This window comes from Flavobacterium sp. RHBU_24 (genome assembly GCF_046613695.1).
In the GTDB taxonomy this organism is placed as follows: domain Bacteria; phylum Bacteroidota; class Bacteroidia; order Flavobacteriales; family Flavobacteriaceae; genus Flavobacterium.
Genome location: NZ_JBKJHD010000012.1, coordinates 1 through 23,579, shown reverse-complemented (window position 1 = coordinate 23,579; position 23,579 = coordinate 1). Strand labels below are relative to the sequence as shown.

Sequence of the window (23,579 nt, the reverse complement as noted above, 5' to 3'; positions counted from 1 at the left end):
ATATTTTATGACAGAACTTGAAAAACTTGAGAATCGTTGGAATGAATTAGTTGGAAAACCGAGAACTAAAGAGGAAATAGAAGAAAGTTTACTCCTATCTAAAAAACTAGAAATTGAGCGAGCTAAAGAGCATCAGACTCTTACTTATGAACTTTCAAATATCGGAATAAAAATTACTTCCATTTGGGATTTAGTAAATACCAAAGTTAAATATCCTACGGCTATTCCAATTTTATTGAAACACTTGAGGTTAAATTATTCTGATCAAGTTAAAGAAGGAATAGTAAGAGCCTTAATAGTAAAGGAAGCAAAAGGTATAGCAACTTCAGCACTGATAGCTGAATATGAAAAAACGCCCAAAGAGAAAGATAATTTACGATGGGTTATAGGTTATGCTATAGCCAATACAATGACATCACAGGATGTTAATTGGATACTTAATACAGTAGCCGATAAAAGTAATATGTGGAGCCGCAGCCAATTAGTTGTTGCATTAGGCACAGTAAAAACACAGCAAAGTGAAGAAATGCTAATTAGCTTATTAGCTGATGAACAAGTCTTGCCACAAGCAATATGCGCCTTGGGAATGCTAAGATCACAAAAAGCTAAAGAAAAAATCATAGAATTAAATAAAAGTATGAATTCATTAGTCAGGTTGGAAGCAAGCAAAGCTTTGAAAAAAATTGGATAAGAAGTTTTTTAATATGTGTTGATGGAAGACGGCACCATAGCTACTATTAAGCTATGAATGTGGTAACTGAATTTGAAAAGACAACTGTAGCACTTGTAGAAGGCTCCGAAGTTGCCAATGCAGGAATGACTGAATTGAAACTTTTAACGAAAGTCGCGCAAAAGGCCGAAGCTGCAATCGGAGAAACTGGAAATGTTGCGGGAACATTAAAACATACCTATGCTAAAAACCTTTTGATACGTTATCAAAGTAGGTTTGGAGGAAATCTAAGTTTGGGGAGCAACTATTTTAACGGTCCAACAGGGAAAGGATTTTTAGATGTAGTCAATCATAGTACTAAGACAATATATGATTTTAAGTTTGGTAACGCGGTAATGAGTAATAGTCAAGCTTTCCAGGGTATACGATACAATTAATCAGACCTTAATTTAAAATGGCAATAGATAAAACAATTAAAAAGAAAGTGATTGAGGATTGGCAAAATGCCTTTCCTCAACTGTCTTTTTATACTCAGAATAAACTATATAATTCAAGTTGCTAGTTAATAGCTTTAGTTAACTGTAATCCAAACACAAACAAAGTCAGCTTTATTAAGAAGCCATTCAGAGTTACTGCATGTATCGTTCTGGGGAAAAGCTTTTTAATATCGCTGATTGTTTTGAAGGGGATATTTCTTTTAAAAAATTAACAGCAGTATTTGATGAATATTCCAAAACTCCACCGCTAAGTGCAGCCCCTAACTCTTACTTACAGGCAGTACTTCAAGAGGCAAAACTCAAAATCGCTTTATCATTAACTGTTGAAGAAGCTCAAAGTATATTGGAACAAATTAATAAAAGAAGTTGGGACGTAGACCATTTTAAAGCTTGTGGAGTAAATGTAAGTGAATGGCTGCAAAGCTTGAAGATAGCGATAGTTAAAAAGGATATCTTTTTGAAGCAAATAGAGGTAAACAAACAAGACAAGAAGATTGCAAAGTTAAAAAGTTCGGAACTCACATTATAATATTGAGTAATGTATATATATAAACATCTCTTTGCTTTATGTTTCAACCCATAATTAACAGCCGTGAAAGTGGGCTTAACTGGGCTTTAATTTAATATAAAAATATGACAAAAAGAGTTATAACAAAAGTTGGAGATATCTTTTCCGTAGAATTAATTAATGGAAATAAAAAATACTTTCAATATATAGCTAATGATTTGACACAACTAAACAGTGATGTGATTAGGGTTTTTAAAAAAGAGTATTCCTTAAATGAAAACATAAATTATCCTGAACTTCTTTCAAGCGAAATAGATTTTCACGCACATACAATGATAAATATTGGGGTTAAGCGTAATTTTTTCCATAAAGATGGCAAACATGATATTTTCCCCGATATAAATAATATTATTTTTAGAGATACAAATGATTCAGGAAGCAAAGTTGGAGAGGAACCGATTAAAATATCATATAATTTGGTATGTATGGAAGATTAACGAGAAATTTGTTGATATAGGAAAATTGGAAGGTGAAAATAGGCAAGCCGAAATAGGGGTTGTTATTCCACCCTATGCTATTGTAGAAAGAATAAACACGGGTAAGTTTAATTTTGTTTATCCTGATTTTAAGTAAATTATTATGAAAACTTAATAATAGTTCCCTCTCTATGTTATTATATGCTTAAAAAGAAATAGGATGCAAAAGTGACCTAAGCCTGCTTTAGATTTTGAAACTACCCAAAATGCGATGAGCTTAACCAAAAACACGCTAGAGTTTGGGAACAAAATTTAGTTAACCAACATGGTTTGCCTAATCTTTTAAATAAAATTAATTCGATACCGCCTTCAAAATGGGCACAATATGGGGTAAGGCCATAATATAAATATATATATAATAAACCCGTTGTGCATATTGATTTAGGGAAGTAAAAGTTGTGCAAACTGCTAAAAAGCAGTAAATTGAAGTTCCTACACAACAATTCAGATGCACAACTTTACAGCAAATTACGAGAAAATTTTAGAAGTTTTATATCGGTTCGCTTCAGAAAATGTCTTGCCATATCAAAGGCGAACTCCCAAATTGAAGGACATTGAAGTTGTTAGCCTTTGTCTGACAGCAGAATACATGATTATTGATAGTGAGAACCATTTATTTAGATTATTGCCTGATTTTCTGAAACTAAAAATAGAACGTAGTGTTTATAACAGACGCAAGCGCAAGCTTTTTCCGTATTTGGAACATTTAAGACAACGCCTGTCGGATTGCTTTAATGAGTTTGAAGATTGCTTTATTGTGGATAGCATGCCTCTAGAAATATGTAAGTTATCACGTTCATCAAGAAGTAGAATTTGTAAAGAATCATCTTTGAGTTATCCAAATAAAGGCTACTGCGCTGCACAATCAAAACATTATTATGGCTATAAGCTGCACGCGGTATGTTCTTTTAATGGGGTGGTTAAAAGTCTTGAAATTACAGCAGATTCTGTGCATGATATACAGTATCTAAAGGATATTCAGCATCAGATTAAAAACTGTACATTACTGGGCGACAGAGGGTATTTATCCTCGGGACAACAACTTAATCTTTTTGAGAGCTGTCAAATAAGGTTAGAGGTTCCAATGCGTAAGAATCAACATAACTATATACCGCAGCCCTATGTATTTAGAAAATCCAGAAAAAGGATAGAAACATTTTTCTCGCAATTATGTGACCAATTTATGATAAAAAGAAATTATGCAAAATCCTTCGAAGGTTATAAAACAAGAATCCTGTCAAAGATAACTGCTGTAACTGTAGTGCAGTACATCAACAAATTTATCTTTAACAAGAATATCAATAATATTAAATCAGCATTATTTAAAATGCACAACGGGTTATATTAATAAAATTTGATTCTACCAGTCAAAATAAGATTCTACTTCTTTCTGTAAAATCATATAACGAAAACATAAGTTTTCAAAACTATGTGTCAGACTTAGCAAAAAGATGGACATTGACCAAAACAATAATGGTAAAACAATCCTAATTGTGTTTAGCAAAGAGAAAAGAAAAATTGCCTTTACGCTAGGTAAGGGGATGAAAAATTTCTTTGAGATTCAGGCGAACGAAATAATTTCAGATACAGTAATTCCTAAATTTAAAGAGGATGAATACTATTTAATTCAAGTTGCTAGTTTAGTGCTTTGCTTAATTGCAATCCAAAAACAAATAGTGTTAGCTTTATTAGGAATCCCTCCAATGTTACGGCATGTATTGTTCTTGGAAATAGTTTCTTAATATCGCTGATAGTTGTTTCTACTCTTTTTCTCATTTTTAATTTTTCAAGTTTTTGTTCCAGTGTATCTATTCTTTTAGAGTTTGACTTCCTTTGGATTTTCAACAAAATTGCTTTTCTTTCCAAAGCACTATCTTCCAGTCCATAATCCAAATAAGCGCTATCTCCATATATTGAAGATTCTGCGGGTAATTTATCTATCATCTTGCCTAATGCTTTTGCATCTGCTGTCTTGCCAGGTGTAAAGTGAAAAGCTATTGGTATACCGTCTTTTGTCGTAAGCAATTGCACCTTTACACCATAAAAATAACTCCTCATACTGGCTGTGTACCCTCTCCATTTATTATCCTTAAGTATTTTACAATTTGCAATCCTCATATTATTACACACTGCCACTGGGAAAGAATCAATAATGTAATGAAGCTCACAACAGATATCTTTAAAATAGGCACTAACACTTTCAAATAAATCATAAAGCAATCTGCCAACTTTATGGAGCCTCCGGTTGAACCTGCTTTTGTCAAGCATGTTGGGTATAGAATCATATTGCTTCATAAACTCAATAGCAGAGGAATGGTTTCCATAAAAACTCGTGGAGGAAACAATAGCGGTTAGTATAATTTCGCTGTCACTTACTTGCCGCCTTATATCTTCTTGGTGTCCAATTCCTTTCAAAATATCATCAATTAAACAAAAAATAGAAATAATTTTGTCTCTTGTAAGCATCATACCGGTGAGTGTTTTAGTTGTGGTAAACCAAATTTCTCACTTTTGGTGCTTACTTTTTTGTTTTCTAATTAGCAACTTGAATTATTTAGGTATAAAAAAATGTATTATTGAAATCATTAAACAATGAGAATGATCCTTAAAGTATTGCAATTGAGTCAAATATTGTAACAATGATATAAGGACAATCTATTGATTGTGTTATAGTTTTTTTAAAGCCCACCATATACCTTCTATTAGCATTACAACCAAAGCCACCACGCCCTGCAAAACCGCACCCACTAACCCCAAAGCACCAAAGCCAACAGGTACGTTGCACTTATGGTTGTTGTGTATGCCTGTCATAAACTTGCTGTCCACTATATCGTATTTGAGATGGGTACTGGGTGCGTTGTCGGTAGGGAAACCGTTAGCTTGTAAATAAGAAAACGGCTTCTCCCCCTTAGCCCCGATAGCAGCGGCACCCCCGCTTTTTCTGCGGGGTAAAGCGGATAGCGGGACGAAGTTGGCAAAAAATGCGCTTAGTGTGCTGCTGCAAATAATATTATTATCTACAACCACCTGAACCTGCCTGTTAAGGGCAATATTGTATTATAGTGTTCCCGATGATGGTCACTAGGGCTTATTTAAACGTGTAAAAATCGTTTAAATAAGCCTTTTACATTTAAAGCGCTTTCATGGCCCGTTTGAAATTGACATGTTGAGAAAGCCAGGAAGTTCGAGTCTCTACGTATATTACTAAAATCCGCTTCAAATAATTTTATTTGTCTCCAAAAAGTTAAAGCTATCTGCTTTGTTGCATTTTGGTTTCAGATGCAAGTCGTTGTAATATAATAAGATAAATCATTATATTTGTTATAACCAAAAAACAAATAAATATATGTTAGTAAATCCCTGGGCCTTTTTAGTGGCCACCCTGGTAGTACTGCCGGTAGGCTTTATATGGTACAATCCTAAAGTTTTTGGCACCATTTGGATGCGTGAGGCAGGCGTAAGCCCCGACGCCCCTAAAACGGCAAACATGTTTAAAATATTTGGCCTTACCCTGCTGTTTGCCCTTATGGCAAACATGGTGCTGCAAACCATAGTAATACACCAAATGGGTGCATTTAGCATGGTAGGCGGAGGTATGCTTGTAGATAGCGCTAAACCCAGCTATGCGGCTTTTATGGCTGATTATGGCCACGCTTACCGTACCTTTAAGCATGGTATGCTACACGGCTTTATGGCCGGGCTGTTTCTGGCTTTGCCTATAATAGGGACCAACTCGCTGTTCGAAATGAAGAGCGCAAAATACATCTGGATAAATGCGGGCTACTGGATCGTATGCTTTACCTTAATGGGGGGCATACTTTGCGCGTGGGAATAAAAGTGTACTTTTGCATGGTGAAGCTGTTTTTGTTCCATTTCGACGAAAGGACAAATGGAACAAGGATTCACCTTATTTAAATCCGTGGCAAAACCAGCGCACTATATTATATATGATACTACAGCACAACTTCCTGATACCTGGGACGTGCTGGCACAACGCAATATTTTTTTATCCTCGGCTTACTTAAGTGTTTTAGAACAGTCGGCCCCGCAAAACCTTAATGCCCATTTTATAGGCCTGTACCAGAATAACGCACTGGCGGGTATTGCCGTGGCACAGTACATTAACCTTGATAAGGTAAATACATTTGCACCCGGCGAACGCGGCTTTTGCTTTAAGGAATACCTCTTTAAAAAGTTTGCCTCCCAGGTGCTGGTTATAGGTAATAACATGCTTACTGGGCAAAACGCGTATGTGCTTAATGGTACCATAGACGAAGTTACAGCACTTAAGCTGCTGGAAGGGTCAATAAAGCAATTAAAAGGGCACTACCGCAAAAACCATGTGCGCATTAACATTCTCGCCATAAAAGATTTCAGCAATAGCGAGTGGCCTGCTTTTGATGCCGCCGGATTTAAAGGCTATTACCGCTTTTGTACGCAGCCAAATATGGTGTTTGACATTCGCGCTAACTGGCAAAGTATAGATGATTACCTGTTAGACCTGAGTACCAAATACCGCACCCAGTACAACCGCGCACGTAAAAAAGCTGCCGGTATTGAAAAGCGAAAACTAAGTGCCGAAGATATACAGGAACACAATGAGTGCATACAGCGGCTCTACATTACCGTTGCAGGCAATGCATCCTTTAATACTTTTCATCTGCCTGAAAATCATTTCTATACATTTAAAAAGGCATTGGGCGAAAATTTTTTATTCTATGGGTATTTTCTCGATGGGAAACTTATCGGGTTTAATACACTGATAAAAAACGGCGCCGATATGGATACCTATTTCCTGGGTTATGATGCCGCACTACAGAAAGAAAAAATGCTGTACCTTAATATGCTGTATGATATGGCAGGATATGCCATGAAAAAACAATTCAGCCATATTATTTACGGGCGCAGCGCCATGGAGATAAAAAGCTCGGTAGGGGCGCGGGCAGAAAATGTATACGGGCTTATAAAACATACCAACCCGCTGATTAATTTTTTCCGTAAACGTATATTTACTTATTTCGATCCCGTGGTCACCTGGCATCAGCGTAACCCGTTTAAAAATTAGCAGGCATTAAAAATGTACCGGATTAATCGGGTACCGCTACCCGCATCTGCTGCTTGAGTATTTTTATATCCAGCCGTTGCTCCATGCCACAATATTCGCCGTCTATCTGGAAGCTTACCGGGATGTTTGTAGTTATCACAGCTTCTTCGGTAGAAATAATCTTCACGTTCTCATCATTCTCTACCGGGATATTACCCATTATTATTTTGCCTATCAGCAGCAGGTCGAGGGTTTTTAATATCACAATTTCAAACTTGCCATCGTCCATGCGGCCTATTGGGTTTATGGTTACCCCTGTGCCATAGCGCTGCGAGTTGGCTATAACAATCATGCGCGCCTGCGTTTCTATAATCTGCCTGTTTACTTCAATCTTCGCCTGAAACGGGTCCGCCAGTTCCTTAATAGTTGTAAAGGCCTTTAGCGCGTAGCCCAGTTTGCCCCGCACATTGCCCTCTTCGTAGTTTTTTATCAGTTCGGCATTAGCGCCCAGGTCGCTCAGGTGCAGGCTCTTTTTGTCGTTAATGCTTACCATATCCATTGCTATATAACGACCATTAAAAGCCACTTCAAGGTTTTGCAGCACATCGGCAGGCAAGCCCAGGTCTACCGAAAGCCCGTTAGCGCTGCCGGCGGGCAGCACACCCAGTATTACATTTTTATTCGCCAGGGTTTCGCCTACCATTTTTACAGTACCGTCGCCCCCGGCTATCAGTATACGCTGGGGCTTATGCTCGTTATACAAACCGGTTATTGATGCCTCATCGCCTTTGCCTGTTGTTTCATACTCAATAAGTGCAACGCCCTGCTCTTCTGCAAACTCACGCACACTGTTTGTAAGCGCTGTTTTATCGTTATCTCCCGCAATAGGGTTAATTATAAGTAAAAATTTCTTTGGGCTGCCCATTTGTCCTTTTTTTTGAATAAATTTAGGTAAAATCAACCGTAACAATACTTATTAAATATTAAAGTTTAATGAAGCCAATTTTAAAACTGTATCGCGGTTATGCCAACGACCAGGAATTTATAGTCTTTGGGCATGTATTTAAGCCAAACACGGCAAACAGCTACGAGTTTGAAAAAAAGCGCTTTAAAAATGCCCAATCTATACTAAACATGTACCGGGTAAAAACCATCGGGAATACCGAAGTGTACCTGGAGCACAACGGTAAAAAGATAATGACCAAAACACTGGATGACGGCTATTTTAAATTCTGCATACCGCTGGAGGAGGAGCTGGAACACGGTTGGGGAGATTATTATGTGAGCATATACTATAAAGGCGGGGAAATTCGTGAGAAGGGCAGCTACATACGGCCGTATGACGGTAACCTCGGGTTTATATCGGATATTGACGATACATTTTTGGTTTCGCATACTCGGAATTTTTTCAAGAAAATTTACATATTGCTTTTTAAGAACATCAACAAGCGCAAGATATTTGAAGGCGTGGTGCCGCATTATCAGGCGCTCAGCACGGCGGGGAGGAATAAGAAAGACGAGATGAATGCTTTTTTTTATGTATCGAGCAGCGAGTGGAACCTATATAATTTTATCGTCAAGTTTACCCAGAAGCACGAGTTGCCCCGCGCGGTATTATTGCTTAAAGACATAAAAACCAGCCTGACGGATTTCTTAGTTACAGGCCGCGGCAACCACAACCACAAGTTTGACAAAATAAAGCACATACTGGAGTTTTATCCGCACCTTAAGTATACCCTGCTGGGCGACGACAGCCAGCACGACCCTTTTTTATACGAAGACATCTGCAAGATATTTCCCATCACTGTAAAGGCAGTTTATATCCGCCAGACGGGCAGCCAGAAAAAAGCTAAAGCCCTTGCGGCCCTTAAAAATATAGAATCGATAGGCGTGTCCATCTGCTATTTTAAAGACAGCGAAGAGGCTATTGCGCATTCAAAACGCATAGGGCTGATACAGTAAACTTTATGTTTACTTTAAGGAAAACCTGTTTTATAATACATTACCTTTATTGTAAGAAATAACCATACAAAATAGTAACTATTATGAAAAAAGCAATGATACTATCGGGACTTGCCCTTATGCTTATGGCATCCTGCAAAGACAAAGAAACAACACCCCCACCGCCACCGCCGCCGCCGGTAGAGAACCCGGCACCCGCCCCGGCTCCTGAGCCACAAGTGCAATCAAGCTCTACCACTACAACCACTACCACCACCGCAGTTCCTGAAGATCCGGATGGTACATCAGTAAGTATTGGCAAAGATGGCGTAAGTATAAAAAGCAAAGATGGCGACAGTAAAAACGATGTGATTGTAACCAAAAAAGAGGTTACCATAGAAAGAAAGGAATAAGCAGCATTCCAGTATAATTTAGGCATTGACATGTAAATACACTAATAAGCCGTGGCAACCTGCCGCGGTTTATTGTTTTAACGCTATTGAGTCCGATTTTACCTTATACATTTACAAAAAGTTATACTCACATTAGAACAAAGTGGTATGCGGCAGGTTGTTGCCGTGTTTTATCTTTGTACCGCCTGTCATTCAAAATCGCTAAAATAATTTTATGTATTTTTGGGATGCCATATAAGCGCTTATAATTTTGATGAAAATAATATTTTTCCTGCCGCTATTGTTTTTGCTTGGGTCCTGCCGTTTTTTTGAGAAACAGGTGCCCGATGAAGACGCTTTGCTGCAACAGCGCCTTACAGAGCTTGATACCACTAAGGTGAGCATGTACCCCTCTGTAGCGGAATGCGAGGTAATAACCGACAAGAGCCTTCGCAAAGATTGCTTTTTTACGACCATGAGCCAACTGATACAGCAGAAGCTCAGCGCCGATACCATAGCGCTGATGTACCCCGGGGTAGATACCATAAAGGTAAAGGTTACCGTATTTGCCGATTCGCGACTGCTGTTTGAACCGCAGTTCACCTCAGATAGCCTGGGGTATGACCATAATAAAATAGACAGCATCATAAAGGCGCGCCTGGTAGACTTTCCTAAAGTGGAGCCCGCGCAAAAAGAAGGGGTGCCCGTTACCAGCCAGTTTATACTGCCGGTTGTTTTAGATGTGGAGCAGTAGGTTTTAATTTTATTTCACTGGATAAATAGAGAGCCACAGAGTTCACTCTAAGAACCTCTGTGAAATAGCTGCGCTATACTTTTCTTTTAAAAGTAAGCACAAAATAGCTTCCCGCCACTACCGGTAGCACTATATTAAGCAGCCATTGCAAAGTAGCCGCCAGCACTACTATCCATTCGTTTACCCCCAGTATCCCGAAAAAATATACCGCCACACTGCCGCGCACGGCAAAGTCGATAAACGTAAAGTTAGGCAGCGCTGACCCTAAAAAGTAAATGCCTGATATGGCCGCTACCATTATCGGGTAGGGGATGGTTACCCCAAAAAGCACAAACAATAAATAATGCTGGTGGATAATGCAGCCATAGCGCAACAGGGCTAACAGCATGTTGCCGCGGTGTACATTTTTAGGCAGTTCGTTTATTTTTTCGCCAAGTTTTTTAAGTGAAAAGCCTTTTATAGTAATGTTTCGTGAAGCGAAAATTAGCGCTGTTACAGCGAATATCCCAGCCAGGATAAGCACAAGCAATTTTGTAGGGATAACATCATACAACGCGTTAAAAGCAATAAGCCCCGCCAGCCCGGCCACTGCGGCTATAATCATTTGTACGCCATTGCATATCAGGTTAAGGAAGATAACCTGTTTTGCGTCCTCTTTTTTATAATAAAAGGCTTTAGCGGCATATTCGCCCAGGCCGTTTGGGGTAAAAATGGCAGCCGTAACCGCTGCCAGAACCTGTGCCGCGCTTTGGCCCAAAGATATGGGCTGTAGCGTAGTGGCCAGTGCCTTCCATTTCAGTATCTCTAAAAAGCGGTTCAGTATAGTAAGCAGTAATATCAGCGAAATGTATAACGCGGCATTCGCAGAGTTAAGGCCTTCGTTAAGGTGGGTAAGGTCAAACTGGCCACTGTTAGCAAGACGGATGTAGATAAAATAAAATGCGCTGCCCACTATTAAAAGTTTGGCTATAAAAACAAACAATTGCTTAGTTTTGTGGGGCAGGGCTTTCATCCGGCAAAAGTAATTAAAATACATTGGCAAACGAGCGTATTATATTGGGCATCGACCCCGGCACCACAATTATGGGCTTTGGGCTCATAAAAGTGGTTAACAAAACCATGCAGTTCTTACAATTAAATGAGTTACAACTCAGCAAGTACGACGACCATTACCTGAAGCTCAAACTTATTTTTGAGCGCACCATAGAACTCATCGACACCCACCATCCGGATGAGATAGCTATTGAGGCACCTTTTTTTGGTAAAAACGTACAGAGCATGCTCAAGCTGGGCCGGGCGCAGGGGGTGGCCATGGCGGCGGGGCTGTCGCGGCAGATACCCATAACCGAATACGAACCCAAGAAAATAAAAATGGCCATAACCGGCAACGGTAATGCCAGCAAGGAGCAGGTCGCCAAGATGCTGCAACAGTTGCTGGGCTTAAAAGAACTCCCCAAGAACCTGGACAGTACCGATGGACTCGCAGCAGCGGTATGCCACTTTTTTAACAGTGGTAAAGTAGTGGGCAGTAAAAGCTATAGCGGCTGGGATGCTTTTGTAAAACAAAACCAGGACAAGTTAAAATGATAGTATGGCAGTATTTTTTATAGAAGCCAATAATACTTGGCAACAAGTAGGCGAAGGAATTACCCGCCAGGTAACCGGTTACAACAACGACCTTATGATGGTAAAGGTAGCTTTTGAAAAAGGTGCCGTAGGCACGCTGCACCACCATGTGCATACCCAGGCAAGCTATGTGGCTTCGGGGGTATTTGAAGTTGAGGTTGATGGTGTAAAGCAAGTATTAAGAGCCGGCGACACGTTTTTTGTAGCCCCCAATTTTGTACATGGCGTGGTGTGCCTGGAGGCAGGCCTACTGGTAGACGTATTTAACCCGCACCGTGAAGATTTTTTATAATGTAGGAGGATAAGTAAGTATGTTTTTTAGATATTTAATAATACGGTATATAAATTGTCAAATTAGCAAAAAGCCAGTATTGGTATAGTTTAATTAAAAAATCGCGGGGATGTGTTAATAAATAATTATACTTTTGCCGCACTAACGTATACCAATATTAATATGAAAAAACTTAATGTATTAAGGGCAGCCGCGCTTGTGCTGTTCGTATCTCTTTTTGCGTCGTGTTCAGATAACGATAATTCATCTACAGATGAAAATAACAACCTGGTTGAAGAACATTTTGATTATACTTACGATGGCCAGGACGTACCTGTTACTATTTTACAGGCCGTTCGTTCTGAAGACCGTTTTGCGGTAAATGCCACCACTGCCAATGGGCAGCAGAGCATTGAAATAGAGTTTAATAAGTATGGCGATTTAGGCGAAGTAATCGCTATTACCAGCTCTAACTGGCAGGCAGGGTTTTACTACAACAAATCTGAATTTTTTACTTTTACCCTTATTGAAATAGACGAAGAAAACAAAACCATTGAAGGCACGTTTTCAGGAAAAGTATATGATGAGGAATATGATGTAACATCTGATTTTAATACCGTTTCAGGAAACTTTAAAGTGGTGTATACTGATCAGGAACCGCAGGTTGCCGGGCTTCATTTTGATGCTAAAATAAACGGACAAGACTGGTATTCTACTCAAAATATCCAAACGGGTGGTTTTTTTAGCGGATCTGACCTTGAATTGTTATTTGTAAGCGATGATAAATATGAGCTGTCCCTAATTACTAACCACGACCTTACGGCTGAAGGTACATATTCTTTTGGAAATACAGGAGCCATGAACAGCCTGAAATTTTATGTATACGATCCGGAGCTGGGCTATCCTACAGAAGGTGTGGTGTCTAATGGCGCACTTACCATAAGCGATAAAACAGTAGGCCCTCAATATACGTTTCTTTCGGGTACGTTTAGTTTTACGGCTACTAATCCGCTCACAGGAGCCACTGTTACGGTAACTAACGGTACATTTAAATCCGCATACGAAAATTACTAAAATACACAATACTATTTAGAGCCGGGATTTTCCCCGGCTTTTTTATTGGTTGTAATACCGTTACATTTGTACCGAATTAAATAACATGGCGGGCATTTACATCCATATACCGTTTTGCAGGCAGGCATGCCATTACTGCGACTTCCATTTTTCTACCTCCATGAAAAACCGGGACGAAATGGTGTTAGCTTTAGCCAAAGAAATAGTGCTACGCAGGGAAGAACTTGGTGGCGAAGTTATCGAAACCATTTACTTTGGCGGCGGCACTCCCTCGGTATTAACTAACGAACAGCTGCAATTTTTGCTGGATTCCGTGTATGCGAACCATACGGTTATATCCAATCCCGAAATTACCCTTGAAGCCAACCCCGACGACCTCTCGGACAATCGAATAATCGAACTATCAAATAGTCTGGTTAACCGGTTGAGCATTGGTGTGCAGTCATTTTTTGAGGAAGACCTCAATATGATGAACCGCGCCCACAACGCCACCCAGGCGGCAGCATGCCTTACCGAAGCCGTGAAGAATTTTGATAATATTACGCTCGACCTTATTTACGGCATCCCTGGTATGAGCAACGAGCGCTGGATGCAGAATGTTGAACAGGCACTGGCATTCGGCGTGCCGCACATATCCAGCTATGCCCTTACGGTAGAGCCTAAAACAGCATTGCATACATTGGTAAAAAAAGGCATTATTGCCGCTCCAAGCGATGCCGTTGCACACGAACAGTTTTTGCTATTGGCAGACAGGCTAATGCAGGAGGGTTTTGTGCATTATGAATTATCAAATTTTGGCAAGCCCGGCTATTTTTCTAGAAACAATACTGCCTACTGGCTGGGTAAAAAATACCTGGGTATAGGCCCGTCGGCACACAGTTACAACGGCACCCACCGCAGCTGGAACGTGGCCAATAACAGCCTTTATTTAAAATCACTTCAGGAAAACAAGCTCCCGCTGGAAACGGAAGAACTCACGGTAACCGACCGCTATAACGAGTATGTAATGACCGGCCTGCGCACCATTTGGGGCGTGGATGCAAAGCGGGTTCAGGCAGAATTTGGCTATAAGTTTTCAGATTATTTGCTGAAAGAGGCTACGCCTTTTGTACAGCAGGGGCTGCTTTCGTTTGAAAATAATATCCTTACAACCACCCGCGCCGGAAAGTTCCTGGCCGATGGGCTGGCAAGCGATTTGTTTTTTGTAAATTTGAAATAGTTATTGCACAGAGGTACACGGAGGTTTCACATAGATACACGGAGAATTTTTCTCTGTGAAACTCTGTGACTTCTCTGAGCTACTCTGTGAAATAGCTTCCTATACTAAAACAGATATGCAGATAACTATAGAACATAAAGACAATACCTACAAAGCCGACCTTTCCAATCCTATAGATATTTCACTGCCCATTACCGCCGATGGCAAAAACCCCATAGCCTGGTACCTGGAACAGCCTATTATCCGCCCCGTGGCGATGGACAACTGGGTGGGCAGCGTGGCCGAAGGTTCGTCTACTAACTTTAACAACATCGCCTTTAACCCCCACGCGCACGGCACCCATACTGAATGTTTTGGGCACATAACCCGCGATTTTTACAGCGTGAACAAAGCGCTTACAACCTTCTTTTTTATTGCGGAAGTTATTTCAGTAACGCCGGAAGCGCAGGAGGGCGATTTGGTAATTACCAAAGCGCAGATCGAGCAGGCGTTGAATGGCGGGTTACCTGAGGCGCTTGTCATCAGGACATTGCCAAATACTGAAGATAAAAAACACAGGAATTACAGCCACAGCAATCCGCCCTACCTTGAGGAAGCCGCGGCGGCCTACATCTGCGAATGCGGTATAGAACATTTGCTCATCGACCTGCCCAGCGTAGACCGTGAGGAAGATGAAGGCAGGCTTTTGGCCCACAAAGCGTTCTGGAACGTTACCGATATAAACAACCTGAACGCCGATGCCCGCCATAAGGCTACCATAACCGAAATGATATTGGTGCCTGATGATGTAAGCGATGGCGCTTATTTGCTGAATTTACAGATTGCCAGTTTTGAAAATGATGCCAGCCCCAGTAAGCCCATACTTTATAATTTATTTTAAATTTTAACTGCTAAATTTTGAGTGGAATGAAACAACTTATCCAACTTGAGGAAGCTGCCCTGTTTGCAGTGGGTATTTACGGGTTTAGCCTGTTGCCTTTTGCGTGGTGGTGGTTTTTAGTACTAATACTCGTACCCGATTTATCTATGCTGGGTTACCTTGCCGGAAACCGTGTGGGTGCCTGGGTATATAATTTTTTTCATCATAGGGCGGTTGCTATTGTAGTTTTGCTTGCGGGCTTATATTCCGGAAATGTAATTTTGCAGTTGGCCGGAGTAATGCTCTTTGCCCACAGCAGTATGGACAGGATGTTTGGGTACGGCCTGAAATATGAAAAAGGATTTAAATTTACGCACTTGGGGGAAGTGGGGAAACAATGAAGATGGTTAGATGAGAGACTAAACTTGCAACTAGACTTTAAAAATTTATGACTTTTGACCTTATGACAATAACCGACTTCTACGACTTCTGTCTATCAAAAAAAGGCGTTACCGAGCATTTTCCGTTTGATGAAGATACCCTGGTTTTTAAGGTGGGCGGAAAGATGTTTGCGCTCTCGTCATTAAACGGGTGGGAAAGGGGCAATGCGTCCATGAACCTTAAGTGTGAGCCTGAACGCGCGCTGGAACTGCGCACAGAGTATGACGGCATCAACCCCGGCTATCACATGAGCAAGGTACACTGGAATACCGTAACCGTAAAAAGCGATGTGCCTGCAAAGCTACTGCGGGAACTGATAAGCCATTCGTATGAAATGGTTTTTAGCAGCCTCACTAAAAAGTTGCAAGCTGAAATTTTGGATAAAAATTAAGGGTTTAATTCAATGGTGTTTGGTAACTTTGGTAAAACCACTGAAACGTAAAATGTTATGAAAGAAGAAGAGAAAAAGTTGCCCGGGGAATTTGTGGAAGATGCAAAACATGATGCAGAGCCGCCTGCGGTACCTAAACCCGTAGACATTAATAATGAAGATAAAGCTGCGGCTGTAGTAAAAGATAAGAAGGTGAGCGAGATAATAAGTGGTGGATTTGATGCGGATGAAGAGGAATATATAGAAGCAAAGGCTACGGTATCACAACAACCGGAATCTAAAAAATTATCGCCCGGCACCCTCGATGCCCTTAACAATGAACAGCTTGCGGTGCTACTGCAAAACTACCAGGCCCTGCTTGAGAAGGGCGAAATAAGCCAGGCCGACTTCGACCAGCTACGCAATGATGTGGCAAGCCGTATATAATATACACTATGGAACCATTTGTAAAAACGCAAATTGATAACGGTATAGCCACAATTGCATTTTTTCACCCGCAGGGCAATGCTATGCCCGGTATACAGCTGGCACGCCTTGCGGCCGATATTACCTCCGCAGGCGCTGATGCCGATGTAAAAGTGATAATCCTTAAAAGCGGGGGCGACAGGGCATTTTGTGCCGGCGCATCATTTGACGAATTACTATCTATAGCCAACGAAGAGGACGGGAAGGCGTTCTTTTTGGGCTTTGCGAATGTTATTAACGCAATGCGCAAAGTGCCAAAACTCATTATGGCCCGCATACAGGGCAAGGCTGTGGGCGGTGGTGTAGGACTGGCCTGCGCGGCCGATTATACATTGGCTACAACAGCCGCTGCCATAAAACTGAGCGAACTAACCATAGGCATAGGCCCGTTTGTAATAAGTCCCGCCGTAGAGCGAAAGATAGGAACGTCGGCATTTATGCACTTGACAATGAACGCCACCGAATTTTATGATGCCCAGTGGGCTAAGGATAAAAACCTGTATGCCGATACTTTTGAAACAGTAGAAGCGCTTGATGATGCTGTAGCAACCCTGGCACAAAAACTCGCTACCTATAATCCCGAAGCCATGAAGCTCCTGAAACAGGCCGCCTGGGCAGGTACTGAGCACTGGGACACCCTGCTTACCGAACGTGCTCAAATGAGTGGTTCTCTGGTGCTGAGCGATTTTACGAAAAATGCCCTGCATAATTTTAACCCAAAATAAGCAATCATAACCAAACATGAGCTACACCACATCAACCATTGTAATTAAAACCGATAGTGAAACTGAGCAACTTGCTTTAGAGCTTGAAGAGCTTTTTAAATATTACAAAGTACGCCCGGTTTTCTCGCCCTTTAAAGGGGTAGTTTGCCAGCTGAATGAGGCTTATAAGCAATACCCTTATGAGAACTTTAAGGAAGATTTTTTTAAATCGCAGGAACATGCTACAGAATATTTTTCGCAAACAGATGGGGTTTAATATTTTAATCCGTTTCAATATTCTTGGCCCTAGAATACTGAAACGGATTAAATAAAAAATCTGGGTCTGCTACATTACGCTTTTCTGCTTTTCGCTAAAGCGGTCGGCCTGCAGTTCCAGCATTTCTATGGCTTTCTTTTTCTTATAGTTGTATAGTTCGCGGTCGCTGCGAATCTCGGCATACACATCGTCATAAATACCGGCATCGGTAGTGCGCAGCAGTTCGCGCTGGTGGGTATTTTGCGCAAGGTTGGTACGAATGGCTGCTTCGGCATCTTCCAGCTTAAAGTCGTATTCCCCTTTCGGCGAAAGCAGCTTAGCAATAATAGGCGATGTTTCTATGGCTAAAAACAGCAGCATAATAAATAACGATGGTAAAAACGGCAGTTTGTTCAGCGCATTTATACGGGCCATAAGCCCGTCAAAACCGTCGATAACCGGCTGGGTGTCCGCTACTTTTTTATCAAGGTCAGTTTGCAGGGTTTTGGCCAGCTTGTCGTTTTCGGTAATTTTTTGCTGGTTGCGCTTGCGTAGTGTGTCCAGCTGTGTAACGGCGATATCATACTGGGCGCGCTTTTCTTTGTAGATGGGGCCTTTACCCATTTTTTTGGTTCCGGCAGTACCCTCAGCCTCGGTAATAAAAGAATCGTAAAGCGATTTTACTTCCTTTTCTTTTTTGTTTATCTCGCTTTGCAGGCTGTCGGTCTTCGCCTTGTTTTTATCAAGGTCTGTTTTAAAGAAATCCGAAACTTGTTTTTTATTAGCAATGGCCATTTGGTTTTTTTGCTTCAGTATTTCAGCATTGATTTCTTTCTCGAAAATTTTTATTTCCAAAGGTTTCGAAATTACAATGGCAATAATCACGGCAAGCACAATACGCGGTGTGGCCTGCAAAAGTTCCTGCCCAAACTTATCGCGCTTGCGTATGGTAGACACGATAAAACGGTCAAGGTTAAAGATAAGCAGCCCCCAGATAAAGCCAAAAAATGTAGCGAGGTATACGTTGTCAAATACCGTGTAAAGTGCATAGGCAGCGGCAATCCAGGCCAGCAGGGCGGTAAAAAACACGGTGGCGCCTATACCGGCATACTTGTTCTGTTCCCCATTAGCACAGGAGGTGATGATTTGTTTATCGGCGCCGGAGCAGGTGATAAAAAATTGTTTCAGCATAATAACTTCGTTTTTGATGATTGTAATAAATGCCTGATGAGGGCACGATTGATTACTGCAAAGATAACGTGTTTTTTGCTGCGAATGTTGTAAGCGGCTGATATGTTTTGGTTTGAAATAAAAATCCGCTTGCCTTACAGCAAGCGGATTTAGTTATCTAACTAATAACTCAAACTATTTGTGAACATTTACGGTTATTGGCAGGGCATATGAGGTGCGTACCGCTTTGCCGTCTTTTTTGCAGGGTGTCCATTTTTTTGTCATCGTTTTAAGCGTACGCTCGGCCTCGGATCTGGCAATATGACGACAACATTCTTTTGGAAAATTTAACAATTTTAGTACTGAAGGTTGTTTAGGTTAAGTTATTAAAGTTTAATATAAACTGTTAGGGGGATAAAATAAGCGGTACGCACTACCTGCCCTTTTACCTCTCCGGGTTTCCATTTAGTGGTAAGTAGTTTAAGTACGCGTATTGCCTCGCCACCCAGGCCATTGCCGGGATCTTTAAGTACCTTAATGTTTGAAATGTTGCCGTCAGTTTCTATAATAAACGAAACATAAATTTTGGCGGGTGATTGATTGGCGGACTCCGGGTATTCAAAATTGTTGTCTACAAAGCGAAAAAATTCAGATATACCCCCGGGAAACTCCGGCTGCACAGTAAGTTGGGCGGTATAAACAGGCTCATTTATCGCCCTGTCCCTGTTTTCGTATTGCACATAATAAGTATCAGTAACCGAATCATACCTTGGCACAAATTCTGCGCTTTCATTCCTTATACTGTCTTTTGTGGTTATCATTTTGGCAGTTACGGCACGTTTACTTTTGGGCTGTGTTGTAATGCTGTCGCGGGTCGATTCTACCTCGCCGCCCGTTTGGGTTATGGTGCTGCGGTGTATCATCCCGTTAAACCCTTTTACTATAAGCTGCATGCCGGACTTATCTTTATACTGGTTTTGGCTTGCAGCAACTATACTATCAAATTTTTGCTGAGATACTTTTTCGCGTAATATAATCACGGTACGTTTCTCGCTCTCCTGCACGCTGATTTTTATTTTGCGGTGTTCAGGTGTAGGTTTGGGTGCGGCGACATTTACATCTCTCATTAATCCGTTTGGGAGGGTATCTTCAGTAGGGTTCGGGGCTATTTTGCGGCTGGCTACACCATTGTTTGTTTCCTTAGCAGCTATTGCCGGTTTTTTTGCCAATATCTTTGGTTTTACGGTATCGACAGGCTGTTCCCAAATGCCTTCAGTCGCTGTACTCACTTTGTCTCCTTCATGTAGTATTTCAGGTTTTGGAGTATTTAACCAACTGTCGCTTTCCGAACCGAAATAATTTATGAAAATGAACGCCGTAGCAACCACAGTTACTACAAGTCCGCTTAAAATCCATACCCACTTGTTTAAAGCGTAACCGCTCTCCCCACCTTGCTTTGGTACAGGGGTATCTAACCCACTTTCAATTTTTGCCCACAGCGCGTCGCCCGGCTGCTCGTCAAATTGAGGAGCGCGTTCTTTAAAATACTTATCTATGTCATTATGTTCCATCACCGGAGGTTTTGCTGGGTTGTGTTGAAAAATGTCTTCTTAAGCTTTTCGCGGGCATAGTTCAGCTGGCTTTTGCTCGTGCCTTCGCTAATGCCCAGCTGCTCTGCTATTTCGGTGTGCTTGTAACCTTCTATGGCATACAGGTTAAATATTACACGGGCACCATCGGGCAAAATTTTAAGCATCTGCTCTATGTCGCCTTCCAGCAACAGGATTTCTGCAGAGGCATCATCCTGTATTGTAACGCTTTCGGCAGGTACCTCATTGGTAAAATTGGTCTTTTTACGCAGTTCCATCAGGCAGCAGTTAACTGCTATGCGCAGTATCCAGCCTTCAAAACTACCCTCGTTTTTGTATTGCCCTATTTTTTGGAACACCGCCAGAAACGCGTTCATGGCCATTTCCTCGGCCCGCTCGTGGTCTTTCATGTACCGCTTGCATACACCCAATACCTTGCCGCCAAATGTGGTATACACCTGGTGCTGAGTTTTTCGGTCGTGCTGCAGGCAGCCGGAAACAAGCTGGGCTTCGGTCATTTAATTATTTAATTCACTACAATGATACGATTCTGTGTCCTCGTTTTTAATAAAGATGCGGGCTTTTTAATTAGGGTTGGAATAGGGTAAAAAAATCTGCCTTGCGGGCAGATTTTTTTTAGTTGTCGGTTGTTAGGAATTTCACTCGTCGTTATCCTCTCCCCAACTCTCTCCGAAGGAGAGGGAGCAGCTTCATCGGAAATGCTTACCCATAACATACTGTACCCGTTCTCGGCTCCTCCCTTTAGAAGAGGGTTTAGGGACTTTGCGTGAGAGTGAGCAGCAAGAGTGAAGCTACTGCCTACTGCCACTGAACACTGCCTACTATTTAGAAAGTTCCACAAAATGTTTGTAGAACAACGGTATCGTTTCAATGCCTTTAAGGTAATTAAAGATGCCAAAGTGCTCGTTTGGCGAATGTATTGCATCGCTGTCAAGGCCAAAGCCCATCATGATGGTTTTGCTCTTAAGCTCTTTTTCAAACAGCGCCACTATGGGGATGCTGCCACCGCTGCGCACGGGTATCGGCTTTATGCCAAAGCTTTCTTCATAGGCCTTAGCCGCCGCCTGGTAGCCTATGCTGTCTATAGGTGTTACGTAGGCCTGGCCGCCGTGGTGGGGAGCCACTTTTACGCGTACGCCCTTAGGGGCAATGGCAGTGAAGTGTTTGGTAAACAATTCGGTAATCTCGTTCCAGTCCTGGGCAGGAACAAGGCGCATCGAAATTTTGGCGAATGCCTTGCTGGCAATAACCGTTTTAGCACCTTCGCCGGTGTAGCCACCCCAAATGCCGTTTACATCAAGCGTTGGGCGAATGGAGTTGCGCTCGTTAGTGGTATAGCCCGCCTCGCCATATATATCTTCTATATCTAGCGCTTTTTTGTAAGCATCGGGGCTAAACGGCGCTTTAGCCATTTCATCGCGCTCTTCGCGGCTCAGCTCCTCAACCTTATCGTAAAAACCGGGAATGGTAATGTGGTTGTTCTCATCGTGCAACTGGGCAATCATCTTGGCCAGTATGTTTATAGGGTTAGCCACCGCGCCGCCATATAAACCGGAGTGCAGGTCGCGGTTAGGTCCTGTAACTTCAACTTCTACATAGCTAAGGCCGCGCAGGCCCGTAGTAATGCTGGGCTGGGTGTTGCTTATCATCCCGGTGTCTGATATTAAAATCACGTCGTTCTTAAGCTTCTGCTGGTTGCGCTCTACAAACCAGGCGAGGCTTGGTGAACCCACTTCCTCTTCGCCTTCTATCATAAACTTCACGTTGCACGGCAGGGTGTTGCTCTGCACCATATACTCCAGCGCTTTTACGTGCATGTACATCTGGCCTTTATCGTCGCACGCGCCACGGGCAAAAATGGCGCCATCCGGGTGCAGCCCGGTTTTCTTGATAACGGGCTCAAAGGGTGGAGAGGTCCACAGGTTTATTGGGTCTGCAGGCTGCACGTCATAGTGGCCATAAACCAGTACGGTAGGCAGGTTAGGGTCTATGTTTTTTTCGCCATACACAATAGGGTAGCCGGGAGTTTCGCAAAGCTCTACGTGGTCGCAGCCGGCGGCTTTAAGCGATGCAAGTACGGCGTCGGCAGTTTCTATTACGTCCTGTGAGTAGGCGCTGTCGGCACTTACCGAGGGCTTTTTAAGCAATTCTATAAGTTCATTTATAAACCGGTCTTTATTCTGGCCGATATAATTTTTAATGTTATCCATTTATTATGAGAGATATACGATTTTAAGTCAAATGTACAGAAAAAATAATAATAATTTTTTGCAGATTTTGCTTGCGAATGTCGAAAACTGCCGTATATTTGCACCCGTAATAATGAAACAAACACTGTCGGTTTTATTATCAGCCTGCGGGTGTGGTGAAATTGGTAGACACGCCAGACTTAGGATCTGGTGCCTCACGGTGTGAAGGTTCGAGTCCTTTCACCCGCACAAACAAAAGCCTCTGAGAAATCAGGGGCTTTTTTATTTTTGGTGTGATTTTGTTAAAATCAATATCTTGGAGGGTCAATACTAAAACCGGATCAATACTAATATGGCTAGAAGCAAAAAATCCCTCAACATAACTGCTAAGGGATTTTTACTTCTGAGCGAAAAACGGGATTCGAACCCGCGACCTCCACCTTGGCAAGGTGGCGCTCTACCAACTGAGCTATTTTCGCAGTAAAAAAGGCTAATGAAAGCCTTGATTTTGTACTCAAGGCGGGACTTGAACCCGCACGGGCATTACTGCCCACTGGATTTTAAGTCCAGCGTGTCTACCAATTCCACCACTCAAGCATAATAGGTAGTAATCTATTAGAGCGAAAAACGGGATTCGAACCCGCGACCTCCACCTTGGCAAGGTGGCGCTCTACCAACTGAGCTATTTTCGCGTTATTTCAAAAAGCCTAACCGGTTCCGGTTAATTCGGTTGCAAATATACATAGGTTTTTTATACCTGCAAGAGTTTTTAAACGAATTTTCGCCTTAAAGAAGTGCTGCTATGATAACCTATTGATAACGATTTGCTTAAAAGTGAAAGTTTGTAAAAGTGTCAAAAGATTTTTTCGCAAGGTGCCACAAAGTAGGTACGCTTTGTCATTCTGAACGGAGGCACAGAGTGAAGAATCTCAGGATAAACCTTATGAGATTGCCGCGCTTCG

The 23,579-nt window shown here is 41.8% G+C and carries 28 protein-coding genes, 4 tRNA genes and 1 pseudogene; 22 read left to right on the top strand and 11 right to left on the bottom strand.

Features of this window, described 5'->3' with window-relative positions; translation table 11 throughout:
* Positions 1-7 precede the first annotated feature (7 nt).
* The 6 genes and pseudogenes from ACLI09_RS12480 to ACLI09_RS12455 form a co-directional block, all read left to right on the top strand.
* Complete coding sequence (locus tag ACLI09_RS12480; RefSeq protein WP_411419956.1) at positions 8-691, top strand: HEAT repeat domain-containing protein; 684 nt, start codon at positions 8-10, stop codon at positions 689-691.
* Positions 692-744: 53 nt separating this feature from the next.
* Positions 745-1,107: a hypothetical protein gene (locus tag ACLI09_RS12475; RefSeq protein ID WP_411419955.1), complete on the top strand. Its 363-nt coding sequence runs from the start codon at positions 745-747 to the stop codon at positions 1,105-1,107.
* 199 nt (positions 1,108-1,306) lie between these two features.
* Positions 1,307-1,696 carry a hypothetical protein gene (locus ACLI09_RS12470; RefSeq protein ID WP_411419954.1) on the top strand — a complete coding sequence of 130 codons (390 nt, stop codon included), beginning with the start codon at positions 1,307-1,309 and terminating at the stop codon, positions 1,694-1,696.
* A 104-nt stretch (positions 1,697-1,800) separates the two neighbouring features.
* Positions 1,801-2,172, top strand: coding sequence for a hypothetical protein (locus ACLI09_RS12465; protein ID WP_411419953.1), 372 nt, complete (start codon positions 1,801-1,803; stop codon positions 2,170-2,172).
* A 487-nt stretch (positions 2,173-2,659) separates the two neighbouring features.
* Positions 2,660-3,559, top strand: coding sequence for an IS982 family transposase (locus ACLI09_RS12460; RefSeq protein WP_411419952.1), 900 nt, complete (start codon positions 2,660-2,662; stop codon positions 3,557-3,559).
* Between the two features lie 100 nt (positions 3,560-3,659).
* A pseudogene (locus ACLI09_RS12455) lies at positions 3,660-3,953 on the top strand (TPM domain-containing protein); the annotation flags it as partial.
* Here ACLI09_RS12455 and ACLI09_RS12450 read toward each other — a convergent pair.
* Positions 3,847-4,680 (bottom strand): IS982 family transposase, encoded by an 834-nt coding sequence (locus tag ACLI09_RS12450; RefSeq protein WP_411419951.1) that lies wholly within the window; start codon positions 4,678-4,680, stop codon positions 3,847-3,849. The pseudogene ACLI09_RS12455 and the gene ACLI09_RS12450 overlap by 107 nt on opposite strands.
* 198 nt (positions 4,681-4,878) lie before the next feature.
* Positions 4,879-5,238 (bottom strand): hypothetical protein, encoded by a 360-nt coding sequence (locus tag ACLI09_RS12445; RefSeq protein ID WP_411419950.1) that lies wholly within the window; start codon positions 5,236-5,238, stop codon positions 4,879-4,881.
* A gap of 319 nt (positions 5,239-5,557) precedes the next feature.
* On the opposite strand from ACLI09_RS12445, the gene ACLI09_RS12440 reads away from it, so the two are divergent.
* Both ACLI09_RS12440 and ACLI09_RS12435 read left to right on the top strand, forming a co-directional pair.
* Positions 5,558-6,046, top strand: coding sequence for a DUF1761 domain-containing protein (locus ACLI09_RS12440; RefSeq protein WP_411419949.1), 489 nt, complete (start codon positions 5,558-5,560; stop codon positions 6,044-6,046).
* A gap of 84 nt (positions 6,047-6,130) precedes the next feature.
* Positions 6,131-7,276 carry an 8-amino-7-oxononanoate synthase gene (locus ACLI09_RS12435; RefSeq protein ID WP_411419948.1) on the top strand — a complete coding sequence of 382 codons (1,146 nt, stop codon included), beginning with the start codon at positions 6,131-6,133 and terminating at the stop codon, positions 7,274-7,276.
* Positions 7,277-7,298: 22 nt separating this feature from the next.
* Here ACLI09_RS12435 and ACLI09_RS12430 read toward each other — a convergent pair whose 3' ends face one another.
* Positions 7,299-8,180 (bottom strand): diacylglycerol/lipid kinase family protein, encoded by an 882-nt coding sequence (locus ACLI09_RS12430; RefSeq protein WP_411419947.1) that lies wholly within the window; start codon positions 8,178-8,180, stop codon positions 7,299-7,301.
* A gap of 68 nt (positions 8,181-8,248) precedes the next feature.
* On the opposite strand from ACLI09_RS12430, the gene ACLI09_RS12425 reads away from it, so the two are divergent.
* The 3 genes from ACLI09_RS12425 (at position 8,249) to ACLI09_RS12415 (ending at position 10,342) form a co-directional block, all read left to right on the top strand.
* Positions 8,249-9,217 (top strand): App1 family protein, encoded by a 969-nt coding sequence (locus tag ACLI09_RS12425; RefSeq protein WP_411419946.1) that lies wholly within the window; start codon positions 8,249-8,251, stop codon positions 9,215-9,217.
* Positions 9,218-9,300: 83 nt separating this feature from the next.
* Entirely contained in the window at positions 9,301-9,609 is a 309-nt protein-coding gene (locus ACLI09_RS12420; RefSeq protein WP_411419945.1) for a hypothetical protein, read from the top strand.
* Between the two features lie 253 nt (positions 9,610-9,862).
* A complete protein-coding gene (locus tag ACLI09_RS12415; protein ID WP_411419944.1) occupies positions 9,863-10,342 on the top strand; it encodes a hypothetical protein in 480 nt (159 codons plus the stop codon).
* Positions 10,343-10,415: 73 nt separating this feature from the next.
* Here the strand turns inward: ACLI09_RS12415 and ACLI09_RS12410 are convergent, their stop codons facing one another.
* Positions 10,416-11,354: a hypothetical protein gene (locus ACLI09_RS12410; RefSeq protein ID WP_411420040.1), complete on the bottom strand. Its 939-nt coding sequence runs from the start codon at positions 11,352-11,354 to the stop codon at positions 10,416-10,418.
* 23 nt (positions 11,355-11,377) lie between these two features.
* Between ACLI09_RS12410 and ruvC the strand changes: the two genes are divergently transcribed.
* From ruvC to ACLI09_RS12360, 10 genes are all read left to right on the top strand, one after another.
* Positions 11,378-11,929 (top strand): crossover junction endodeoxyribonuclease RuvC, encoded by a 552-nt coding sequence (ruvC, locus tag ACLI09_RS12405; protein ID WP_411419943.1) that lies wholly within the window; start codon positions 11,378-11,380, stop codon positions 11,927-11,929.
* Between the two features lie 4 nt (positions 11,930-11,933).
* Positions 11,934-12,260 (top strand): cupin domain-containing protein, encoded by a 327-nt coding sequence (locus ACLI09_RS12400; RefSeq protein WP_411419942.1) that lies wholly within the window; start codon positions 11,934-11,936, stop codon positions 12,258-12,260.
* Between the two features lie 162 nt (positions 12,261-12,422).
* Positions 12,423-13,313, top strand: coding sequence for a DUF6252 family protein (locus ACLI09_RS12395; protein WP_411419941.1), 891 nt, complete (start codon positions 12,423-12,425; stop codon positions 13,311-13,313).
* A gap of 85 nt (positions 13,314-13,398) precedes the next feature.
* The gene (hemW, locus tag ACLI09_RS12390) at positions 13,399-14,532 is read left to right on the top strand and encodes a radical SAM family heme chaperone HemW (RefSeq protein ID WP_411419940.1); all 1,134 of its coding nucleotides are present in this window, start codon (positions 13,399-13,401) and stop codon (positions 14,530-14,532) included.
* Between the two features lie 115 nt (positions 14,533-14,647).
* Positions 14,648-15,412: a cyclase family protein gene (locus tag ACLI09_RS12385; RefSeq protein ID WP_411419939.1), complete on the top strand. Its 765-nt coding sequence runs from the start codon at positions 14,648-14,650 to the stop codon at positions 15,410-15,412.
* Positions 15,413-15,438: 26 nt separating this feature from the next.
* Positions 15,439-15,792: a DUF4260 domain-containing protein gene (locus ACLI09_RS12380; protein WP_411419938.1), complete on the top strand. Its 354-nt coding sequence runs from the start codon at positions 15,439-15,441 to the stop codon at positions 15,790-15,792.
* Between the two features lie 62 nt (positions 15,793-15,854).
* On the top strand, positions 15,855-16,223 hold the full coding sequence (locus ACLI09_RS12375; protein ID WP_411420039.1) for an MmcQ/YjbR family DNA-binding protein: 369 nt from the start codon (positions 15,855-15,857) through the stop codon (positions 16,221-16,223).
* Between the two features lie 57 nt (positions 16,224-16,280).
* On the top strand, positions 16,281-16,649 hold the full coding sequence (locus tag ACLI09_RS12370) for a hypothetical protein (RefSeq protein ID WP_411419937.1): 369 nt from the start codon (positions 16,281-16,283) through the stop codon (positions 16,647-16,649).
* An 8-nt stretch (positions 16,650-16,657) separates the two neighbouring features.
* Positions 16,658-17,413: an enoyl-CoA hydratase/isomerase family protein gene (locus ACLI09_RS12365; protein WP_411419936.1), complete on the top strand. Its 756-nt coding sequence runs from the start codon at positions 16,658-16,660 to the stop codon at positions 17,411-17,413.
* Positions 17,414-17,429: 16 nt separating this feature from the next.
* A complete protein-coding gene (locus tag ACLI09_RS12360; protein ID WP_411419935.1) occupies positions 17,430-17,669 on the top strand; it encodes a hypothetical protein in 240 nt (79 codons plus the stop codon).
* 69 nt (positions 17,670-17,738) lie between these two features.
* Here the strand turns inward: ACLI09_RS12360 and ACLI09_RS12355 are convergent, their stop codons facing one another.
* From ACLI09_RS12355 to ACLI09_RS12340, 4 genes are all read right to left on the bottom strand, one after another.
* Complete coding sequence (locus ACLI09_RS12355; protein WP_411419934.1) at positions 17,739-18,839, bottom strand: DUF4407 domain-containing protein; 1,101 nt, start codon at positions 18,837-18,839, stop codon at positions 17,739-17,741.
* Positions 18,840-19,204: 365 nt separating this feature from the next.
* Positions 19,205-20,389: an energy transducer TonB gene (locus ACLI09_RS12350; protein ID WP_411419933.1), complete on the bottom strand. Its 1,185-nt coding sequence runs from the start codon at positions 20,387-20,389 to the stop codon at positions 19,205-19,207.
* Positions 20,389-20,925: an RNA polymerase sigma factor gene (locus tag ACLI09_RS12345; protein ID WP_411419932.1), complete on the bottom strand. Its 537-nt coding sequence runs from the start codon at positions 20,923-20,925 to the stop codon at positions 20,389-20,391. Before ACLI09_RS12345 ends, ACLI09_RS12350 begins: the two co-directional genes overlap by 1 nt.
* 324 nt (positions 20,926-21,249) lie before the next feature.
* On the bottom strand, positions 21,250-22,638 hold the full coding sequence (locus ACLI09_RS12340) for a dipeptidase (protein ID WP_411419931.1): 1,389 nt from the start codon (positions 22,636-22,638) through the stop codon (positions 21,250-21,252).
* A gap of 146 nt (positions 22,639-22,784) precedes the next feature.
* On the opposite strand from ACLI09_RS12340, the gene ACLI09_RS12335 reads away from it, so the two are divergent.
* Positions 22,785-22,866, top strand: a tRNA-Leu gene (locus tag ACLI09_RS12335).
* Between the two features lie 157 nt (positions 22,867-23,023).
* Here the strand turns inward: ACLI09_RS12335 and ACLI09_RS12330 are convergent.
* From ACLI09_RS12330 to ACLI09_RS12320, 3 genes are all read right to left on the bottom strand, one after another.
* Positions 23,024-23,096: transfer RNA gene (locus ACLI09_RS12330), tRNA-Gly, on the bottom strand.
* 32 nt (positions 23,097-23,128) lie between these two features.
* A tRNA-Leu gene (locus ACLI09_RS12325) sits at positions 23,129-23,214 on the bottom strand.
* A 22-nt stretch (positions 23,215-23,236) separates the two neighbouring features.
* Positions 23,237-23,309: transfer RNA gene (locus tag ACLI09_RS12320), tRNA-Gly, on the bottom strand.
* Positions 23,310-23,579: the final 270 nt, after the last annotated feature.

Coding starts and splice junctions, on each gene's coding strand:
- ACLI09_RS12340 (WP_411419931.1), bottom strand. CDS start 22,638: ATGGATAACATTAAAAATTATATCGGCCAGAATAAAGACCGGTTTATA.
- ACLI09_RS12355 (WP_411419934.1), bottom strand. CDS start 18,839: ATGCTGAAACAATTTTTTATCACCTGCTCCGGCGCCGATAAACAAATC.
- ACLI09_RS12450 (WP_411419951.1), bottom strand. CDS start 4,680: ATGATGCTTACAAGAGACAAAATTATTTCTATTTTTTGTTTAATTGAT.
- ACLI09_RS12460 (WP_411419952.1), top strand. CDS start 2,660: ATGCACAACTTTACAGCAAATTACGAGAAAATTTTAGAAGTTTTATAT.
- ACLI09_RS12380 (WP_411419938.1), top strand. CDS start 15,439: ATGAAACAACTTATCCAACTTGAGGAAGCTGCCCTGTTTGCAGTGGGT.
- ACLI09_RS12425 (WP_411419946.1), top strand. CDS start 8,249: ATGAAGCCAATTTTAAAACTGTATCGCGGTTATGCCAACGACCAGGAA.
- ACLI09_RS12345 (WP_411419932.1), bottom strand. CDS start 20,925: ATGACCGAAGCCCAGCTTGTTTCCGGCTGCCTGCAGCACGACCGAAAA.
- ACLI09_RS12475 (WP_411419955.1), top strand. CDS start 745: ATGAATGTGGTAACTGAATTTGAAAAGACAACTGTAGCACTTGTAGAA.
- ACLI09_RS12395 (WP_411419941.1), top strand. CDS start 12,423: ATGAAAAAACTTAATGTATTAAGGGCAGCCGCGCTTGTGCTGTTCGTA.
- ACLI09_RS12365 (WP_411419936.1), top strand. CDS start 16,658: ATGGAACCATTTGTAAAAACGCAAATTGATAACGGTATAGCCACAATT.
- ACLI09_RS12385 (WP_411419939.1), top strand. CDS start 14,648: ATGCAGATAACTATAGAACATAAAGACAATACCTACAAAGCCGACCTT.
- ACLI09_RS12415 (WP_411419944.1), top strand. CDS start 9,863: ATGAAAATAATATTTTTCCTGCCGCTATTGTTTTTGCTTGGGTCCTGC.
- ACLI09_RS12350 (WP_411419933.1), bottom strand. CDS start 20,389: ATGGAACATAATGACATAGATAAGTATTTTAAAGAACGCGCTCCTCAA.
- ACLI09_RS12465 (WP_411419953.1), top strand. CDS start 1,801: ATGACAAAAAGAGTTATAACAAAAGTTGGAGATATCTTTTCCGTAGAA.
- ACLI09_RS12480 (WP_411419956.1), top strand. CDS start 8: ATGACAGAACTTGAAAAACTTGAGAATCGTTGGAATGAATTAGTTGGA.
- ACLI09_RS12420 (WP_411419945.1), top strand. CDS start 9,301: ATGAAAAAAGCAATGATACTATCGGGACTTGCCCTTATGCTTATGGCA.
- ACLI09_RS12410 (WP_411420040.1), bottom strand. CDS start 11,354: ATGAAAGCCCTGCCCCACAAAACTAAGCAATTGTTTGTTTTTATAGCC.
- ACLI09_RS12440 (WP_411419949.1), top strand. CDS start 5,558: ATGTTAGTAAATCCCTGGGCCTTTTTAGTGGCCACCCTGGTAGTACTG.
- ACLI09_RS12470 (WP_411419954.1), top strand. CDS start 1,307: ATGTATCGTTCTGGGGAAAAGCTTTTTAATATCGCTGATTGTTTTGAA.
- ACLI09_RS12430 (WP_411419947.1), bottom strand. CDS start 8,180: ATGGGCAGCCCAAAGAAATTTTTACTTATAATTAACCCTATTGCGGGA.
- ACLI09_RS12360 (WP_411419935.1), top strand. CDS start 17,430: ATGAGCTACACCACATCAACCATTGTAATTAAAACCGATAGTGAAACT.
- hemW (WP_411419940.1), top strand. CDS start 13,399: ATGGCGGGCATTTACATCCATATACCGTTTTGCAGGCAGGCATGCCAT.
- ACLI09_RS12400 (WP_411419942.1), top strand. CDS start 11,934: ATGGCAGTATTTTTTATAGAAGCCAATAATACTTGGCAACAAGTAGGC.
- ACLI09_RS12375 (WP_411420039.1), top strand. CDS start 15,855: ATGACAATAACCGACTTCTACGACTTCTGTCTATCAAAAAAAGGCGTT.
- ACLI09_RS12370 (WP_411419937.1), top strand. CDS start 16,281: ATGAAAGAAGAAGAGAAAAAGTTGCCCGGGGAATTTGTGGAAGATGCA.